This is a genomic window from Streptomyces chromofuscus (assembly GCF_015160875.1).
In the GTDB taxonomy this organism is placed as follows: domain Bacteria; phylum Actinomycetota; class Actinomycetes; order Streptomycetales; family Streptomycetaceae; genus Streptomyces; species Streptomyces chromofuscus.
Map to the genome: position 1 here is coordinate 6,696,518 of NZ_CP063374.1, position 18,923 is coordinate 6,715,440.

The 18,923-nt window shown below is 72.8% G+C and carries 14 protein-coding genes; 10 read left to right on the forward strand and 4 right to left on the reverse strand.

From position 1 onward, the window contains the following. Nucleotides 1–7: 7 nt before the first annotated feature. Nucleotides 8–1,771: an SGNH/GDSL hydrolase family protein gene (locus tag IPT68_RS30080; RefSeq protein WP_189699838.1), complete on the reverse strand. Its 1,764-nt coding sequence runs from the start codon at nucleotides 1,769–1,771 to the stop codon at nucleotides 8–10. 168 nt (nucleotides 1,772–1,939) lie between these two features. Here IPT68_RS30080 and IPT68_RS30085 point away from each other — a divergent pair, with 168 nt between their 5' ends. Next, a complete protein-coding gene (locus IPT68_RS30085) occupies nucleotides 1,940–2,347 on the forward strand; it encodes a DUF6278 family protein (RefSeq protein WP_189699837.1) in 408 nt (135 codons plus the stop codon). A gap of 380 nt (nucleotides 2,348–2,727) precedes the next feature. On the opposite strand, the gene IPT68_RS30090 is transcribed toward IPT68_RS30085, so the two are convergent. Continuing rightward, entirely contained in the window at nucleotides 2,728–3,477 is a 750-nt protein-coding gene (locus IPT68_RS30090) for a hypothetical protein (protein ID WP_189699836.1), read from the reverse strand. Nucleotides 3,478–3,603: 126 nt separating this feature from the next. Between IPT68_RS30090 and ggt the strand changes: the two genes are divergently transcribed. Next, nucleotides 3,604–5,406 carry a gamma-glutamyltransferase gene (gene ggt, locus IPT68_RS30095; protein ID WP_189699835.1) on the forward strand — a complete coding sequence of 601 codons (1,803 nt, stop codon included), beginning with the start codon at nucleotides 3,604–3,606 and terminating at the stop codon, nucleotides 5,404–5,406. Nucleotides 5,407–5,657: 251 nt separating this feature from the next. Here ggt and IPT68_RS30100 read toward each other — a convergent pair whose 3' ends face one another. Beyond that, nucleotides 5,658–8,192, reverse strand: coding sequence for an ATP-dependent Clp protease ATP-binding subunit (locus IPT68_RS30100; RefSeq protein ID WP_189699834.1), 2,535 nt, complete (start codon nucleotides 8,190–8,192; stop codon nucleotides 5,658–5,660). Between the two features lie 253 nt (nucleotides 8,193–8,445). After that, the gene (gene map, locus IPT68_RS30105; protein ID WP_189699833.1) at nucleotides 8,446–9,222 is read right to left on the reverse strand and encodes a type I methionyl aminopeptidase; all 777 of its coding nucleotides are present in this window, start codon (nucleotides 9,220–9,222) and stop codon (nucleotides 8,446–8,448) included. A 32-nt stretch (nucleotides 9,223–9,254) separates the two neighbouring features. On the opposite strand from map, the gene IPT68_RS30110 reads away from it, so the two are divergent. The 8 genes from IPT68_RS30110 to IPT68_RS30145 all read left to right on the forward strand — a co-directional run bounded on the left by IPT68_RS30110 (nucleotide 9,255) and on the right by IPT68_RS30145 (nucleotide 18,886). Beyond that, nucleotides 9,255–9,506, forward strand: coding sequence for a helix-turn-helix domain-containing protein (locus IPT68_RS30110; protein WP_189699832.1), 252 nt, complete (start codon nucleotides 9,255–9,257; stop codon nucleotides 9,504–9,506). Between the two features lie 137 nt (nucleotides 9,507–9,643). After that, nucleotides 9,644–11,386, forward strand: coding sequence for a hypothetical protein (locus IPT68_RS30115; protein WP_189699831.1), 1,743 nt, complete (start codon nucleotides 9,644–9,646; stop codon nucleotides 11,384–11,386). A gap of 126 nt (nucleotides 11,387–11,512) precedes the next feature. After that, nucleotides 11,513–12,355 carry a nitrilase-related carbon-nitrogen hydrolase gene (locus tag IPT68_RS30120; protein ID WP_189699830.1) on the forward strand — a complete coding sequence of 281 codons (843 nt, stop codon included), beginning with the start codon at nucleotides 11,513–11,515 and terminating at the stop codon, nucleotides 12,353–12,355. Continuing rightward, nucleotides 12,352–13,638 carry an aspartate aminotransferase family protein gene (locus tag IPT68_RS30125; RefSeq protein ID WP_189699829.1) on the forward strand — a complete coding sequence of 429 codons (1,287 nt, stop codon included), beginning with the start codon at nucleotides 12,352–12,354 and terminating at the stop codon, nucleotides 13,636–13,638. The genes IPT68_RS30120 and IPT68_RS30125 overlap by 4 nt, the downstream gene beginning before the upstream one ends. 200 nt (nucleotides 13,639–13,838) lie before the next feature. After that, nucleotides 13,839–15,407 carry a PucR family transcriptional regulator gene (locus IPT68_RS30130; protein WP_189699828.1) on the forward strand — a complete coding sequence of 523 codons (1,569 nt, stop codon included), beginning with the start codon at nucleotides 13,839–13,841 and terminating at the stop codon, nucleotides 15,405–15,407. Nucleotides 15,408–15,571: 164 nt separating this feature from the next. Continuing rightward, entirely contained in the window at nucleotides 15,572–16,414 is an 843-nt protein-coding gene (locus tag IPT68_RS30135) for a nitrilase-related carbon-nitrogen hydrolase (RefSeq protein WP_189699827.1), read from the forward strand. A 40-nt stretch (nucleotides 16,415–16,454) separates the two neighbouring features. Beyond that, complete coding sequence (hydA, locus tag IPT68_RS30140) at nucleotides 16,455–17,855, forward strand: dihydropyrimidinase (protein WP_189699826.1); 1,401 nt, start codon at nucleotides 16,455–16,457, stop codon at nucleotides 17,853–17,855. A gap of 11 nt (nucleotides 17,856–17,866) precedes the next feature. Further along, complete coding sequence (locus tag IPT68_RS30145) at nucleotides 17,867–18,886, forward strand: TIGR03842 family LLM class F420-dependent oxidoreductase (RefSeq protein ID WP_189699825.1); 1,020 nt, start codon at nucleotides 17,867–17,869, stop codon at nucleotides 18,884–18,886. Nucleotides 18,887–18,923 lie beyond the last annotated feature (37 nt).

Consider the following 18,923-nt stretch of genomic DNA (forward strand, 5'->3'; position numbering starts at 1 on the left):
GGCGGGCTCACAGCAGCGTCAGGTCCACCGACTCCGCCAGCGCCGCCAGCCCCGCGTCCCCCGGATGCAGATGGTCCCCGCTGTCGTACGCGGGCAGCATCCGCGTCGGCTGCGCCGGATCCCGCACCGCCGCGTCGAAGTCGAGCACCCCGTCGAAGACGTCGTTCTGCCGGATCCACGCGTTGACGGCGGTCCGCTCGCTCTCCAGAGCGTCCGTGCAGCGGGGTTCGCCGCCGCACGGCAGGAGGGTCGCCACCAGCACGCGCAGCCCTCGCGCGTGCGCCCGGTCGCCGATCTCCTCCAGACCCTCGGTCAGCTGCTCCGCGCTCCGGCCGGCGAGCAGGTCGTTGATGCCTTCGAGGACGACCGCCGTGCGCACCGAGGTCTGGGCGTGCACGTCCCGGTCCAGCCGGTGCAGCGCGCTCACCCCGGCCGCGTCCGTGGAGACCCCGTCCCCGGGGTAGCGGTCGGCGATCACGCTGTTGCCGGCGATGCCCTGGTTGAGCACCCCGTACTGCGGCACGGCGCTCTGCACCCGCAGCCGCTCGGCCAGCACGTCGGGCCAGCGCCGGTTGGCGTCCACGGTGGACGTGTCTCCGTCGGTGATCGAGTCGCCGACCATCACCACGGAACCCGGCCCGCCGGACACGTCCACACCGGTCAGCAGCGGCCAGGTGGTCACCACGTCGGTGTACGCGGTCGCCGTCCCGTCGGCCGTGTGGTCGCCCGGACCGCTCAGGTACGACCGCTGCTGCGCGAGCCGGTGCACGGGCGCCGCCGTGACCGGGCCGGGCAGATGGAAGCTGACCAGCAGATCGGCGCCCGCGGGCACGTCGAAGGCCAGCGGATCGCTGTACGCCTGGGCACCCGCCGGGATCTCGGCGCCGGTGGCCCCGCCGAACGTCAGCCGCGCCGGCACCGTCCTGGCCGCGGCGCCGGTGTCCCGCACGGCCACCGTGGCGCCACCGATCCGCACCGGCGCCGCCGCGAACGTGTTGTCGAACCGCAGCCGCACCCGGGGCCCGCCCACCGAGGTGTGCACCACCAGCCGCAGCGTCCGGTCGGTCCACGGGCCCACGGTCGGCTGCCCGGAGGTCGCCGTGGCCCAGCTGCCCGTCCAGCCGGTCGTGGCGGCGCGCACCGACAGGGCGAAGACATGCAGGTCGGGGGCGACGGGCAACCGCACCGAGGGGATGCCGTGCGTGGCGTCGACCGGCACGGTCACCACGTACAGCCGTGCCTTCTCTGCGAGTTGGCCGCCGGGCGTGTTGACGTGCGGCAACGCCACCGCCTTGGTGGCGAGCGGACCGCGCCGCCAGTCGGGCGCGGTGAGGACGTACGGGGAGAGGGTGCCGTCGGCGTACGAGACCGTGCCGGAGGCGGTGAGGTCCGCGCCGGACGTGCTCGCGACCAGGAAGGCGAGCGCGTCGCCCCGGCCGCCGAGTGCGACGCTCTGGCCGTCGGCCCGCACGTTGTCCGGTTCGCCTGCGACCCGGTCCGGCAGGGTCAGCGTGGCGCCCTGCACGGTGAGCGCGCGGCCGGGCGTCCAGCCGGCGGCCGTGAGGTCCTGGACGGACAGGGAGGCGCCGGCTCCGTCGAAGTCGGCCTCGGCGGGGCTGCCGTCGTCGCTGACGGCGGTGTTGTCGAAAAGCAGCTCGAGCGGCAGCGGTGCCGCCGCGTCGTCGTGGCCGGCCTGCACCGAGGCCGTGGGCAGCACGGACGCGATCAGCACGAGGACGACCGCGACCCCCCGGGCACCTCGGCGTACCAAGCGGCTCTCCTGCTCTCCTCGGGCGAAGCGGTGATCGTGAAGCTAGGGAGGCGGCGGGGGCGGGTCAACGCACCTTGGGCGAACACGGCGTGGAACCGCCCGAACGACGGGATGCGACCGTCCGCGCGCCTGTGGTGCGCACGCGGGTGCGAATGACAGGCTGGAGGTATGAACATCCCTTTCCTGGGCCACCGACGCCAGAGGCCCGGGGTCTTCGACCCCGAGGGCATCGCCGAACTCCTGGCGGAGTGCGAGCTGCTACGTTCCCAGGCGGGCCGGGCGGGCGTCCAACTCGACGACACCGTGGACTCGTTGCAGGCGCTCGACCAGCTGCTGCCGCGCTGGCGGGACGACGAGGACATCCTGCCCTGGCTGGGCAACGACGCCGGTCTGTACCTGGGCACGGTGATCGTTCGCACGGTGCCCGGGGCGATCTGGGAGATCTGGCCGGACGGCCAGCCGGTGGTACGGCTGGAGTCCGGCCGCGAGTTCGACGTCGTGGCCTCCGGTCAGGAGTGGGCCACCAGCGGGGTGCCCGAGCTGTCGCAGCTGTACGCGGAAGTCGCCGAGTCCTGACCCGCGCCCCGGTCCCGCGTCGTACAGACGGCTGAAGCCCGAACGCGCGTGTCCTGCTCAACTGCTCTGCCGCACAAAGCTTTCGCACCGCCCTCGTGCCCTGCGCCCTCCGCGCCGGAGCCGGCGGGAAACGGCCGGGCAACTCACCGCGCCGGAACCTCGACTACGATGTGCCGTTCAGCCCTGTGCCGGGTCCCCCCACGGCCGTTCGGCCGCAGGGGGCGGCGGTGCCCCGAGCCAGGCCCGTCCGGCGGCGGCCGGAGATCACTGCTCGCGCGGCGGAATCGACACGTACGACGAGTCGTTCGCCGGTGAGGAGAAGGTCAGCCGCGCGCCGGACGGGTTGTGCTCGATGTAGCGCGGGTTGAAGCGTGCACGACCTAGGACGCGCGGTGCGAGGTGCGGGTGTCGGCCGCCGCCGGGAGCGGTGCCTGGGCGGCCCGGGTCACGTCCGCGACCAGCTCCACCACGTCCGGCCCGTACGCCTGGGAGTTCACCACCTTCAGCAGCAGCACGAAGGTGTGGTTGCCGTGCTTGCGGGCCAGCCGTTCGTGGTTGCGGGCGAGGTAGCGGGTGGCGGCCTGATTGGTGATCGCGCGCTGTCCGCAGAAGAGGAACACCGGTCTGGACTCGCCCGCGATGATGCGGGCCAGCAGGACGTACTCGGTGACCCCGGGTTCCAGGCGGTACCGCTCGGAGCCGATCTGGAACGCGCCGCGGTCCGGGCCGGGTTCGGGGTCGATGTTGATGCGCACACCCGGCAGCATCGCCGACATGTGGGCCAGCATCCGCCGGTTGGAGCCCGGGCCGCCCACGCAGAACTCGGTCCGCTCGCCGAAGCCCTGCTGTGCCGCGTCCTGCGTGACGACCTGGGTGTTGGCCCCGCAGTCCTTGATGAGGGCGGAGAGTTCCAGCAGAGCGAACACGTCGAAGCGGTGCACCGCCAGGTCCGGGCTCCCGGCGTCCCGGTTCACCACCAGCAGCGACTCGGAGTTGTCGGGCAGTCCGAAGAAGGCCTGCTTGCGGCGGAGCTTGCGCTTCCACAAGTAGGTGCGGGCCAGCCAGCCGATCGTGGCACTGAGGCCGGCCGCGATCACGCCGAGGACGATGTTGCGCACGTCGTCAGTCATGGGCGCGCATGGTAGCGGGCGCAGGGAAACCGTGTTCGAGTGGTGGGGAGGGGGCCGCGCTCGCGCTCCTGACGCGGGCATGCCCATCTATTAGGCTGCGCGAACGGTCCCGGACTGGAGGTGCGGATGCGTCGCCCTGTCGTGAGGAAACTGACGGTTGCCGCGGTGTCGGCCGCCGTCGTGTCGGTGGGGGCCGCGGCGCCCTCGGAATCACGGACGGCACCGATGGAGAAGGTCCCGGTCGCCGTCGGCCACGGCGGCGCGGTGGCCAGCGTCGACGCGGACGCGTCCGCCGCCGGCATCGAGGTCCTGAGGAAGGGCGGCAACGCCGTCGACGCGGCCGTCGCCACCGCCGCCGTGCTGGGTGTCACCGAGCCGTACTCCGCCGGGATCGGCGGCGGCGGCTACTTCGTCTACTACGACGCCCGCTCCCGCTCGGTGCACACGATCGACGGCCGTGAGACCGCGCCGCTGAGCGCCGACAAGAACCTGTTCACGGAAGGCGGCAAGGCGATCCCGTTCGCCGAGGCGGTCACCAGCGGCCTGAGCGTCGGCACCCCCGGCACCCCCGCCACCTGGCGGACGGCGCTGAGCAGCTGGGGCAGCAAACCGCTGCGCACCCTGCTCAAGCCCGCCGAACGGCTGGCCCGCGACGGCTTCACCGTCGACGCCACCTTCCGCGCGCAGACCGCGTCCAACGAGGCGCGGTTCCGGAACTTCCCCGACACGGCGAAGCTGTTCCTGCCCGCCGGGGAACTGCCCGCCGTCGGCTCCACCTTCACCAACCCCGACCTCGCGCAGACCTACGAGGAGCTGGGCCGCGAGGGCGTCGACGCGCTGTACCGCGGCAGGCTGGCGCGGGACATCGTCGACACCGTCAACGATCCCCCCGTGGACCCGGCCTCCGGCTACCGCGCCCGCCCCGGCGACCTGTCGCTGAGGGACCTGGCCGCCTACCGCACCAAGAACCAGGCGCCCAGCAAAACCTCGTACCGCGGCCTCGACGTGTACTCCATGGCGCCCTCCTCGTCGGGGGGCACCACGGTCGGCGAGGCGCTCAACATGCTGGAGGGGACGGACCTTTCGCGGCTGAGCGAAACGCGGTACCTGCACCGCTTCATCGAGGCGAGCCGGATCGCGTTCGCGGACCGGGGGCGCTGGGTGGGCGACCCCGCCTTCGAGGACGTACCGACGAAGGAGCTGCTGTCGCAGCGGTACGCCGACTCGCGCGCGTGCCTCATCAAGGACGACGCGGTGCTGACCAGCCCGGTCGCGCCGGGAGACCCGCGTGACCCGGCGGCGTGCGCCACGGGCGGCACGGCGGCCCCGACGATGTACGAGGGCGACAGCACCACCCATCTCACCGCGGCCGACAAGTGGGGCAACGTCGTCTCCTACACGCTCACGATCGAGCAGACCGGCGGCAGCGGCATCACCGTGCCGGGACGCGGCTTCCTGCTCAACAACGAGCTGACGGACTTCTCCTTCACCCCGGCCAATCCGGCGGTGCACGACCCCAACCTGCCGGGCCCGGGCAAGCGCCCGCGCTCCTCGATGTCGCCGACGATCGTGCTGGACGGGCACGGCAGACCGGTGGTGGCGCTGGGTTCGCCCGGCGGCGCGACCATCATCACCACCGTGCTGCAGACGCTCACCGGGTTCCTGGACCGGGGGCTGCCACTGGTCGACGCCATCGCCGCGCCGCGGGCCAGCCAGCGCAACGCCGCGCAGACCGAGCTGGAGCCCGGGCTGTACGACGACAACGAGGTGCGGAAGCGGTTGCAGGACATCGGCCACTCCTTCCGCCTCAACCCCGAGATCGGCGCGGTGACGGCGGTGCAGCGACTGCCGGACGGCAAGTGGCTCGCGGCGACGGAGACGACGCGACGCGGCGGCGGATCGGCGATGGTGGTACGTCCGGTGCGCTGACCCCATACGGTCACCCGGAGGGCGGTGCGGAGGCGGCACCGATTCGTGCCGCTCGGCGGATCGGCGGGCGCGCACGCGCACGCGGGACCACGCCGTGTCGCGCCCCGCGAGGCGCTGCGTCGTCGCCGCGCAGGGCACGGCGTCGGCGCACTCACCGACGCGGGGCTGTGCAGCGTCCGGCTCCGGGACCGTTCGTGCCGGGGCGGCTGCACCGGGAGCCGAGGGACCAGGACGCGGCGTCCCCGGGCCGGCTACGTCGTCGTGGGCTCGGTTCGGAACGTCAGGCTGCCGTTCTCCTCGGCGACCCGCACCCGGTCGCCCTCCTTCACCCGGCCGTCCAGGAGGAGGCGGGAGAGGTGGTTGTCGACCTCCCGCTGGATGGTGCGGCGCAGCGGGCGGGCGCCGTACTCCGGCTGGTAGCCCTGGCGGGCCAGCCAGTCGACGGCCGCGTCGGTGAAGTCGACCGCGATGCCCTGGGCGTGCATCAGCCGGCGGGTGCGTTCCAGCAGCAGGTTGGTGATGCGGTGCAACTGGTCCGGCGTGAGCTGGCGGAAGTAGACGATCTCGTCGATCCGGTTCAGGAACTCGGGCCGGAAGTGCTCGCGCAGCGGCCGCAGGATCTGCTCCCGGCGCGCCTCCTCGTCCGCCTCGGCGTCACCCGCACCGAAACCGATGCCGGCGCCGCGCCGCGTGATCGCCTCCGAGCCCAGGTTGCTGGTCATCACGATCACCGTGTTGGTGAAGTCGACCGTGCGGCCCTGGGAGTCGGTGAGGCGGCCGTCGTCGAGGACCTGGAGAAGGATGTTGAAGACGTCCGGGTGCGCCTTCTCGACCTCGTCGAGCAGCAGCAGTGAGTACGGGTGCCGGCGCACGACCTCGGTGAGCTGCCCGGCCTCTTCGTGGCCGACGTACCCGGGCGGCGCGCCGACCAGGCGGCTGACGGTGTGCCGTTCCTGGTACTCGCTCATGTCGAGGCGGACCATCCGCTCCTCGCTGCCGAACAGCGCCTCGGCGAGGGCCCGCGCCAGCTCCGTCTTGCCCACGCCGGTCGGGCCGAGGAACAGGAAGCTGCCGATCGGCCGGTCGGGGCTGGAGAGCCCGGCGCGGGAGCGCATGACCGCCTCGGAGACGACCCGGACCGCCTCGTCCTGGCCGACGACCCGCTCGTGCAGGTGTTCCTCCAGGCCGAGCAGCCGTTCCTTCTCCTCCTCGGTCAGCCTGCTCACCGGGATGCCGGTCTGCCGGGACACCACCTCGGCGACTGCCTCGGCGGTGACCTCGAGGTTCTGCCCCTCGTCGGCCTCCCCGTCGCCGGTGGCCGCGGAGATCCGCCGCTTCAGCTCCACGATCCGGTCCCGCAACTGCGTGGCCTGCTCGTACTGCTCGCCGGCGACCGCCTGGTCCTTGTCCCGGGCCAGTTGCTCGGCCTCCCGTTCCATGGCCCGTACGTCCGTGCCCTTGGTGCGGGCGCGCAGCCGCACGCGCGCACCCGCCTGGTCGATCAGGTCGATGGCCTTGTCGGGCAGGCGACGGTCGGTGAGGTAGCGGTCGGACAGCTCGACGGCGGCGACCAGGGCCTCGTCCGTGTAGCGGACCTGGTGGTGGGCCTCGTAGCGGTCCCGGAGCCCGCGCAGGATCTCGAGGGCGTCCGTGGCGGTCGGCTCGGGCACCAGGATCGGCTGGAAGCGGCGGGCGAGGGCCGCGTCCTTCTCGATCCGGCGGTACTCCTCCAGGGTGGTGGCCCCGACGATGTGCAGCTCGCCACGGGCCAGGGCCGGCTTGAGGATGTTGCCGGCGTCCATGGAGCCGCCCTCCCCGCCGCCGCCCGCGCCCACGACGGTGTGCAACTCGTCGATGAAGATGATCAGGCGGTCGGAATTGGCGCGGATCTCCCCCACGATGTTGTTGAGCCGCTCCTCGAAGTCGCCCCGGTACCGCGTTCCCGCGACGACACCGGGCAGGTCCAGGGCGATCACCCGCCGCCCGGTCAGGACGTCCGGCACGTCGCCGTCGGCGATCCGCTGCGCCAGCCCCTCCACGATCGCGGTCTTGCCGACACCCGCGTCACCGATGAGCACGGGGTTGTTCTTGCCGCGCCGGGAGAGCACCTCGATGGTCTGCTCGATCTCCGCGTCCCGCCCGATCACCGGGTCGATCCGGCCCTCACGGGCCAGCTCCGTGAGGTCCCGGCCGTACTTGTCGAGCGTCGGCGTGGCCGCCGGGCGGGGATGCTCGGGGCGGGCCTGGGTGGCGTCCGGCGCCTCGGGCGGCATGCCGGACGGGGCGAAGCGGGCCGCGTTGAGGATGTGCCCGGCGGCGGAGTCCGGATTGGCGGCCAGCGCGCTGAGCACGTGCTCGGGGCCGATGTAGCCGGTGCCGCTCGCGCGGGCCAGGTCGTGCGCGTCCAGCAGGGCGCGCTTGACGGCCGGGGTGAGCGAGAGGGAGGTGGGCGGCGGGGCCTCGCCCTGCGGGTGCTGGACCGGGCCCGAGCGCTCGTCGATCTCCGACGCCAGGGAGTCGGGGTCCGCGCCGGCGCGGCTGAGCAGACTGCGGGTGGGCTCGCTGGCGAGGGCCGCGCGCAGCAGGTGCTGGGTGTCGAGGTCGCGACTGCCGTGCTCGGCGGCGTACTGGGCCGCGCCGCGCACGAGGTCCCGGGCCGGCTGACTGAGCAGCCGGCCGATGTCGATCTGCCGGGGGCCCGGGCGGGGTCCGCCGAAGAAGCGGGCCAGGAATTCTCCGAACGGGTCCGAGTTCATGCCCTCCGGGCCGGGGAAGCCGCTGGTCATCACAGTTCCGTTTCGCTGATCGGCGTACCGGTGTGCACGAGTGCGCCGGCGCGGCGCGGCTAAACGTGGGGAGCGCTCGTAATCACCTTGGCATGAACGTGCGTGGGCGGCATGTGGGGCGCCTGCGGTTCGGGGATGTCTGTGGGTCGGCGTGGCGTGGGTCGTGTGGGGTTTGCCGCGCCCACGCGGCGGAGCCGCAGACCGATGCAGCCCCGCTCGGCGGAGCCGCACACTGATGCAGCCCCGCGCCGCTTCACGGCGTTGACCTGGCCGTCAGGATGCGCGGTCCCGTTTCCGTGATCGCCACCGTGTGCTCGGCGTGGGCCGCTCGGGAGCCGTCGTTCGTGCGCAGGGTCCAGCCGTCGGGGGCCGTGTGGAAGTCGTCCCGGCCGCCCGCGATGAGCATCGGTTCGATGGCCAGCACCATGCCCTTGCGCAGCGGCAGGCCCCGCCCCGGGCGCCCTTCGTTCGGGACCGAGGGGTCCTCGTGCATCCGGCGGCCGATGCCGTGACCGCCGAAGCCGTCCAGGATGCCGTAACCCGCCTTGCGGCAGACCGTGCCGATGGCGTGGGCGATGTCGCCGATGCGGTTGCCGACGACCGCCGCCCCGATGCCGGCGGCGAGGGCGCGCTCGGCGGTCTCGATCAGGCGCAGGTCGGCGGGGCGGGGGCGGCCGACCGTGAAGCTGATCGCCGAGTCGCCCACCCAGCCGCCCAGCTCGGCGCCGCAGTCGATGGAGACCAGGTCGCCGTCGCGCAGCCGGTAGCCGGTGGGGATGCCGTGCACGATCGCGTCGTTCACCGAGGCGCAGATGACGGCCGGGAAGGGCGTGGGCGCGAAGGATGGGCGGTAGCCCAGGAAGGGCGAGGTCGCGCCGGCCTCGCGCAGCACCGCGCGGGCCACCTCGTCCAGCTCCAGCAGGGAGACGCCCACGGCGGCGGCCTCGCGCACGGCCGTGAGGGCGCGGCCGACGACCCGGCCCGCCTCGTGCATGGCGTCGATCGATGTGTCCGTCTTCAGTTCCACCATGCCAATTACTATACCGGTATTAGAATGACGGCATGGTGCGCACCCCTCTCACCCCCGAAGAGCGTGAACGCGGCGAGCGGCTCGGCCGGCTGCTGCGCGAGGCCCGCGGCGGCCGCAGCATGGCCGACGTGGCGGCCGACGCCGGCGTCTCCGCGGAGACCCTGCGCAAGATCGAGACCGGCCGCGCCCCGACGCCGGCCTTCTTCACGGTGGCCGCGCTGGCCCGCGCGCTCGGACTGTCCATGGACGAACTCGCCGGCGCCTGCGCGCCGCTGGAGGTCTGACGCCCGCGGATGTCACCGCCGTCGCGCGGCCGGTCTGAGACCTCTGCGTCCCTTGCGAAAACTCCCCGTAGCGGCCCCGTAACACAACTGGTGTTGTCTACGGCCCGGAGTTCTCCGGTCCTTACGGGGGTTGCGCGATGGCAGTGGAACAACTCCCGGTCCGGATCCGGGAGTTCGCGAGCTACCTGGACGGCCTGCTGTCCCGCCTGGATCAGGGCGGTGGGTGGTGCGCGGTGTTCTGGCAGCGCGACCCGGACGGCATGCGGGCCTGCCTCGACGGACGCGAGGTGCCGCCGTGGGACGTGGTCGAGGCGCTGTTGCAGGACCTCGCCGTCGAGTACGGTCCCGAGGCCGCCGCCGCGGAGAGGGAACGGGCCCGTCCCCTGCACGCCGCCGCAATCGTCGCGTACGACAGTGGGCCCGGCGGCCGGGAGGCCCTCGACGACCGGCTCGACGTCATGCTCCGCGAGCAGCGTTACGCCGCCGAACGGCTCGCCGAGCTGGGCCGGTTGCTGCCCACCGCCGCGACCCGCGAGGCCGCCGAGGCCATCCGCCTGGACCTGGCCTGGGCCCGCGACGACCACGACCGGGCGACGGCACGGTGCGCCGAACTCCGCGCGCGCATGGCGGAGCTGGAGCGCCGAGCGGCGGCGGGCGGGCAGATGCAGGGCGGACAGATGCAGGGCGGGCAGGTGCCGGGCGGACAGGTGCACGGTGGGCAGGTGACGCGGGCGGCACGGCTCACCGCCGACGCCCCGGCACCGACGCACGCCCCGGCACCGACCGACGCCCCGGCACCGACGCACGCCCCGGCGCCGACGCACGCCCTGTCCTCGGCCGGCGAGACGTACTGGCCCCACGCCCAGGCACCGATCCACGCGCCGTCCCCGAGCCGCGAGCTCGCCTCGCCCTACGATCCCGCCCCGACCCGTGCTCCGTCCCCGGCCCACGCTTCGTCCCCGGCCCACGCTCCGTCCCCGGGCCACGAGCCCACCCCGCCTTACGATCCCGCCCCGTCTCAAGACCCCGCCCCGGCCCAAGAGCCCCCGCCCCCCACGGCGCCCGATCCCGCCGGTGCCCCCGAGGCTTCCCGCCCCGCCCCCAAGCCGCGCAAGCGCCGCCGGGGCAGTGCACGTTTCGCCGGGATGGCCGACGAGGAGGCCGTCCCCGCCGTCCTACCCCCGGGCGCCGTACCCGTACTGCCCGCTCCGGCCCCCGCCACCGGACGTACCCCGCGCGGAGCCCGTTTCGCGGGGGCGGCCGAGGAGTCGGCCGGGCGGACGGAGCCCCGGGCCGAGCCGGTGGACGCGGCGGCGCGGCGGGAGACGGCCGGGATGGTCGGGACGCTGGTGCGGCTGCGCGGCGAGGGACGCACGGGGGAGGCGCACGTCCTGCTGGCGGAGGCCGCGTACTGGCCTGCCGACCGCTTCCCGCTGCTCGCCGCCGAAATGGCGCGGGCCGGGCTCGGCGCCGACTGGGCGACGCTGCTGTGGGAGGCCGCCTCGCTGCCCGCCGAGCGGCTGGTGGCCGCGGCGGACGCGCTGGTCGCGGCGGGCCGGGACGCCGACGGGGAGCAGATCCTGCGGCAGGGCGTGGGACGGCCGGCGGGCGAGATCGGCCGGGCCGTGCTCGGGCTCGCCCGCGAGGGCCGGCACCGCGAGCTGCGCGCGCTCCTCGACGCGTACGTCCGCGTCCGCACCCCCGAGGAGGCCGCGCGCAGCGCCGAACCCGACCCGCAGACCCTGGCGCCGCTCCTGCTCCAGGCCGCGCAGGGCGTCTCCGCCGAGCGGCACTGGGACCTGCTGCACGCCCTGCGGGTCGCCGGCCACCCCGCCCAGGACCGTCGACCACCCCCGGGAAGATCACCCACAGGGGTGTGAAACACGACCGACTCCGCGGGTTGACGACGATGGTCTTGGCAAGGCCTCCGGGTAGGCATACGTTCGTGCCTCTACGGCCCGCTCTACGGGCGTAGAGGCGCTGACGTCCCGTCGAAGGAGCAGCTCATGGCGAACGTCGTGCGTGCCGCTCTGGTCCAGGCCACCTGGACCGGCGACACCGAGTCCATGGTGGCGAAACACGAGGAGCACGCCCGCGAGGCGGCCCGGCAGGGCGCCAAGGTGATCGGGTTCCAGGAAGTCTTCAACGCCCCCTACTTCTGTCAGGTCCAGGAGCCGGAGCACTACCGGTGGGCCGAGCCGGTGCCCGACGGGCCGACCGTGCGCCGTATGCGGGACCTGGCCCGTGAGACCGGCATGGTGATCGTCGTGCCGGTGTTCGAGGTCGAGCAGTCCGGCTTCTACTACAACACCGCGGCCGTGATCGACGCCGATGGCTCCTACCTCGGCAAGTACCGCAAGCACCACATCCCGCAGGTGCGCGGCTTCTGGGAGAAGTACTACTTCAAGCCCGGCAACCTCGGCTGGCCCGTCTTCGACACCGCCGTCGGCAAGGTGGGCGTCTACATCTGCTACGACCGCCACTTCCCGGAGGGCTGGCGGCAACTCGGCCTGAACGGCGCCCAGCTCGTGTACAACCCGTCCGCCACGCACCGCGGCCTGTCCGGCTACCTGTGGCGGCTGGAACAGCCGGCCGCCGCCGTCGCCAACGAGTACTTCGTCGCCGCCATCAACCGCGTCGGGGTCGAGGAGTACGGCGACAACGACTTCTACGGAACGAGCTACTTCGTCGACCCGCGCGGGCAGTTCGTGGGGGAGGTCGCCAGCGACAAGGCCGAGGAACTCCTCGTGCGGGACCTCGACTTCGACGTCATCGAAGAGGTGCGGCAGCAGTGGGCCTTCTACCGCGACCGTCGCCCCGACGCCTACGAAGGGCTGGTGCAGCCGTGACCAAGGACCTGCTGGGACGCCACCGGGCCGTGCTCCCCGACTGGCTGGCGCTCTACTACGACGAGCCGATCGAGATCACCCACGGGGAGGGCCGGCACGTCTGGGACGCGGCCGGGAACCGGTACCTCGACTTCTTCGGCGGCATCCTGACCACGATGACCGCGCACGCGCTGCCCGAGGTGACCAAGGCGGTGAGCGAGCAGGCCGGACGGATCATCCACTCGTCCACCCTGTACCTCAACCGGCCCATGGTCGAACTCGCCGAGCGCATTGCCCAGTTGAGCGGCATCCCGAACGCCCGCGTCTTCTTCACCACGTCCGGCACCGAGGCCAACGACACGGCCCTGCTGCTGGCCACCACCTATCGCCGCAGCAACACGATCCTGGCGATGCGCAACAGTTACCACGGCCGTTCCTTCAGCGCGGTCGGCATCACCGGCAACCGCGGCTGGTCGCCGACCTCGCTGTCGCCGCTGCAGACGCTGTACGTCCACGGGGGCATGCGCACCCGGGGCCCGTACGCCGCCCTGAACGACGACGAGTTCATCGCCGCCTGCGTCGAGGACCTGACCGACCTGCTCGGCCACACCCGCCCGCCCGCCGCGCTGATCGCCGAGCCCGTTCAGGGCGTCGGCGGCTTCACCGCCCCGCCGGACGGGCTGTACGCCGCCTTCCGCGAGGTGCTCCACGAGCGCGGGATCCTCTGGATCGCCGACGAGGTGCAGACCGGCTGGGGCCGCACCGGCGAGCACTTCTGGGGCTGGCAGGCGCACGGCCGCAGCGGTCCGCCGGACATGCTCACCTTCGCCAAGGGCATCGGCAACGGCATGTCCATCGGCGGCGTCGTCGCCCGCGCCGAGATCATGAACTGCCTCGACGCCAACAGCATCTCGACGTTCGGCGGCACCCAGATCACCATGGCCGCGGGCCTGGCCAACCTCACCTACCTGCTGGAACACGACCTCCAGGGCAACGCCCGGCGGGTCGGCGGGCTGCTGATCGAGCGGCTGCGGGCCGTCGCCGCGCAGGTGCCGGCCGTACGGGAGGTGCGGGGGCGCGGGCTGATGATCGGCATCGAGGTGACCCGGCCCGGCACGGACGAGGCGGATCCGCAGGCCGCGTCCGCCGTGCTGGAGGCGGCCCGCGAGGGCGGACTGCTCATCGGCAAGGGCGGCGGGCACAACACCAGCGCCCTGCGCATCGCGCCGCCGCTGTCGCTGACCGTCGCCGAGGCCGAGGAGGGCGCCGGCGTCCTGGAACGCGCTCTGAGGAGCATCGGCTAGTGCCGCGGCAGGCAACGTTTGCCCGGCAAGGAGCGGCGTCCGGTGCGTGCTCTCGACGTGCCGGCCGGAAGCCCTCGTACTGGATGTACTTGGGCTTGTGGCCGGTGCGGCGAGAGGGCGTGCCGGGCGTCGGGACGGGGTGAACGTTGCCTGTCGCGGCACCAGCACCGAGCCCGGCCACACGAAGGGGAGACGCCGCCATGACCACCCCCCAGCCCTGGGAGTCCCTGGAACCGGCCCTGTCGGTCCGTCAGGTCCTCAGGCTGGAACGGGTGCTCGCCGGGGAGCCCGAAGTGGTGGCCGGCGCGAGCCGGCTGGACCGGCCGGTGCGCTGGGTGCACGTCGCCGAGGCCGCCGACGTCGGCGTGATGCTCAGCGGCGGCGAGATGGTGCTCACCACCGGCGTGCTGCTCGCCGGTGACGCGGACAAGCAGGCCGAGTACGTGCGGTCGCTGCACCGTGCGGAGGCGGCGGCCGTCGTGCTCGGCCTCGGCCGCGCCTTCCCCGCCGCGCCGGACGCGATGCGGCGGGTCGCCGAGCGGTGCGGGCTGCCCCTGGTCGTCCTGCACCGCCCCTTCCCCTTCGCCCAGCTCACGGAGGAGGTCCAGTCCCGGCTGGTGCGGCGGAAGTTCGCCGCCGTCAGCCTCTCCGAGGCGGTACGCACCGGACTCACCGCGCTGATCACCTCCGGCGCCCCGCTGCAGCGCCTGCTGGACGAGGTGGCCCGGCACGGCGCCTGCCCCGTCGTCCTCACCAACCTCGCCCACCGCGTCCTCGCCACGGCGGGGGAGCGGTCGGCCGTCGACGACGTGCTGCGCGACTGGGAGCGCATCGCCCGCCAGGCCGGCGGCGGCGAGGGCGACGGCTGGATCCGTGCCGAGCTGGGCGGGCGGGGCGAGCGGTGGGGACGGATCGTGCTGTGCGGATACCGGGGGGACGCCGCCGCCGGGCGGCTGCTCGCCGACCGCGCCGCCGAGGCCCTCGTGCTGCACCGCATGCTCGGCGGCTCGTCGGGCAGCTGGGAGGAACAGTCGGCGCAGAGCCTGCTGACGGACCTGGTCGGCGGCGTCGTACCGGCACGGCAACTGCTGCCCAGGGCGCGGGCGGCCGGGCTGCCGGTGAACCGGCGTACCTTCGTTCCGCTGGTCGTGCGCGACCGGGAACCCGACGGAGTCGACCGCGTGATGCGCCTGCTGGGGCTGCCCGGAATCGCCGCCGAACTGGCCGACGGCGCGACCTCGGTGCTGCTCAGCCTCGCCCGGGACCAGGACGCCGAGGCGCTCACCGCCCACTTCGCGGCACGGCTGCGGTCCACGTCGCGGTCCGTCGTGGCCGCCGCGGACCCGCGCGTCGCCTGGGACGAGGTCCCCGCGGGCCTGCGCGAGGCGCAGCACGTGGCGGACGCCGTGGCCGACTCCTCGGCCGCCCTGGACCTTCCGGCCGTCGTCCGTCTCAGGGACGTGCACCTGAGGGGCCTGATCCGGCTGCTGCGGGACGACCCGCAGGTGCAGTCCTTCGCGGAGCGGGAGCTGGACGGGCTGCTGTGCGGACGGGACGACGAGGCGGCCGCCCTGCTCGCCGTGCTCCGCACCTATCTCGCCACCGGCCGCAACAAGTCCCGCACCGCCCAGCTCCACCACGTCTCGCGGCCCGCGCTGTACCGCCGTCTGGAGGCCATACAGGCACGCCTGGGGGTGGACCTCGACGACTTCGAACAAGCGGCGTCGGTGCACATCGCGCTCCTCGCCCACGACGCGCAACAGGGGTGAAACATGCGGCGACCTGGTAAAACGGCGGTGAAACATGGGCCTGCCGAAGGGTGACACGGTGGCACGCCGCGCCCCCGCAGACGTGACACGGTGCACCTCAACGACGACGTGGGGACTTCCTAGGCTCGCCGCACACCGAGCTACCGGAGCGACCGGAGGTCCCGATGAGCCGAGTGATCCGCGCCGCCGTCTTCCAGACCGCCTGGACCGGCGACAAGGAGTCGATGATCCAGGTGCACGAGCAGGCCGTGCGCGACGCCGCCGCGCAGGGCGCCCAGGTCCTGTGCTTCCAGGAGCTGTTCTACGGGCCCTACTTCTGCCAGGTGCAGGACCCGGCCTTCTACGAGTACGCCGAGCAGATCCCCGAGGGCCCGATCGTCCGGCGCTTCCAGTCCCTCGCCAAGGAAGCCGGCATCGTCCTGGTGCTGCCGATGTACGAGGAGGAGCAGCCCGGCGTCCTGTACAACACCGCCGCGGTGATCGACGCGGACGGCTCCTACCTCGGCAAGTACCGCAAGACGCACATCCCGCAGGTGAGGGGCTTCTGGGAGAAGTTCTACTTCCGGCCCGGCAACAGTGGCTGGCCGGTCTTCGACACGGCCGTCGGCAAGGTGGGCGTCTACATCTGCTACGACCGCCACTTCCCGGAGGGCTGGCGGGCGCTCGGCCTCGCCGGCGCCGAGCTCGTCTTCAACCCGTCGGCCACCTCGCGCGGGCTCTCCGGCTACCTGTGGCAGCTGGAGCAGCCGGCGGCTGCCGTCGCCAACGAGTACTTCGTCGGCGCGATCAACCGGGTCGGGGTCGAGGAGTACGGCGACAACGACTTCTACGGCACCTCGTACTTCGTGGACCCCGAGGCCCAGTTCGTCGGCGAGCCGGCGAGCGACAAGGAGACCGAACTCGTCGTCCGGGACCTGGACATGGCCAGGCTGCGCGAGGTGCGCGACCGCTGGCAGTTCTACCGCGACCGGGCGCCGGGCGCGTACACGCCGCTGACCGCGCCCTGACAGCACCCGTCACGGCACGAGAGGGAGAGGGAGAGGGAGCATGAGCCGTACCGTCATCCGCGGCGGCCTCGTCATCACCGCGTCCGACGAGATGCACGCCGACGTCCTGATCGAGGACGGCCGAATCGCCGCCCTCGCCGCCTCCGGCACCCCGGCCGCCGAGGCCTGGACGGCCGAGCAGGTGATCGACGCCACCGGGAAGTACGTGATCCCGGGCGGCGTCGACGTCCACACCCACATGGAGCTGCCGTTCGGCGGCACCTTCGCCTCCGACACCTTCGAGACCGGCACCCGGGCCGCCGCCTGGGGCGGCACCACGACGATCGTCGACTTCGCGGTGCAGAGCGTCGGCCACAGCCTGCGCGAGGGGCTGGACGCCTGGCACGCCAAGGCCGAGGGGAACTGCGCCGTCGACTACGGCTTCCACATGATCGTCTCCGATGTGAACGAGGAGACGCTCAAGGAGATGGACCTGCTGGTGGAGGAGGGGGTGACCTCCTTCAAGCAGTTCATGGCGTATCCCGGTGTCTTCTACAGCGACGACGGCCAGATCCTGCGCGCCATGCAGCGCTCCGCCGACAACGGCGGGCTGATCATGATGCACGCGGAGAACGGCATCGCCATCGACGTGCTGGTGGAACAGGCGCTGGCCCGCGGGGAGACCGACCCCCGGTACCACGGCGAGGTCCGCAAGGCCCTGCTGGAGGCCGAGGCCACCCACCGTGCCGTCCGGCTCGCGCAGGTCGCCGGAGCGCCCCTGTACGTCGTGCACGTCTCCGCGACGGAGGCGGTCGCCGAACTGGCCAGGGCACGGGACGAGGGGCTGAACGTCTTCGGCGAGACCTGCCCGCAGTACCTGTTCCTGTCGACCGACAACCTCGCCGAACCCGGCTTCGAGGGCGCCAAGTACGTCTGCTCCACCCCCCTGCGGCCCCGCGAGCACCAGGCGAAGCTGTGGCAGGGCCTGCGCACCAACGACCTGCAGGTGGTGTCCACCGACCACTGCCCGTTCTGCTTCGTCGGGCAGAAGGAACTCGGCCGCGGCGACTTCTCCAAGATCCCCAACGGGCTGCCGGGCGTGGAGAACCGGATGGACCTGCTCCACCAGGCCGTCGTCGACGGGCACATCACCCGCCGCCGCTGGATCGAGATCGCCTGCGCCACCCCGGCGCGGATGTTCGGCATGTACCCGAAGAAGGGCACCCTCGCCCCGGGCGCCGACGCCGACGTCGTGATCTACGACCCGCACGCCGAACAGGTCCTGTCCGCCGGGACGCACCACATGAACGTCGACTACTCGGCGTACGAGGGCAAGCGCGTCACCGGCCGCGTCGAGACCGTGCTCTCGCGCGGCGTCCCCGTCATCACCGAGCGGGAGTACACCGGGCACGCCGGGCACGGCGCCTACATCCCCCGCTCCACCTGTCAGTACCTCACCTAGGAGCGGAGCCCATGGACTTCGGACTCGTGCTGCAGACCGACCCGCCGGCCTCGCGGGTCGTCTCCCTGATGAAGCGCGCCGAGCGCAACGGGTTCCGGTACGGCTGGACCTTCGACTCGGCCGTGCTGTGGCAGGAACCGTTCGTGATCTACAGCCAGATCCTGGCCCACACCACCAGGCTGACGGTCGGCCCGATGGTCACCAACCCGGGCACCCGCACCTGGGAGGTCACCGCCTCCACCTTCGCCACGCTCAACGACATGTTCGGCAACCGCACGGTGTGCGGCATCGGCCGCGGCGACTCGGCGATGCGGGTGGCCGGCCGCAAGCCCAACACCCTGGCCCGGATCAGCGAGGCCATGAAGGTCATCCGTGCGCTGGGCAGCGGCCAGGAGGCCGACCTGGGCGGCACGGTGATCAGGTTCCCGTGGATCAAGCCGGGCGCCCGGCTGCCCGTGTGGATGGCCGCGTACGGGCCCAAGGCGCTGAAGATGACCGGCGAGGAGGCGGACGGCTTCATCCTCCAGCTCGCCGACCTGTATCTCACCGAGTACATGGTCAAGGCGGTCAAGGACGCGGCCGTCGCCGCCGGGCGCGACCCGGCCGAGGTGACCGTCTGCGTGGCCGCCCCCGCCTACGTCACCGAGGACGACTCGCCCGAGGCGCTCGCGCACGCGCGGGAGCAGTGCCGCTGGTTCGGCGGGATGGTGGGCAACCACGTCGCCGACCTGGTCGCCAAGTACGGCGAGCACTCCGCCGCCGTGCCCGACGAACTCACCGACTACATCAAGGCCCGCGAGGGCTACGACTACTCCCACCACGGCCGCAGCGGGAACCCCGACACCCGGTTCGTGCCCGACGAGATCGTCGACCGGTTCTGCATCGTCGGGCCGGCCGAGAAGCACATCGAGAAGCTCAACGCGCTGCGCGAGCTGGGTGTCGACCAGTTCGCGGTCTACGACATGCACGACGCGCAGGAAGCGGTGATCGACGCGTACGGCGCGCGGATCATCCCCGCGGTCGGTTCCTGAAGGAACCGGCCGGCACTCCGACCCCCACACCTCGCCT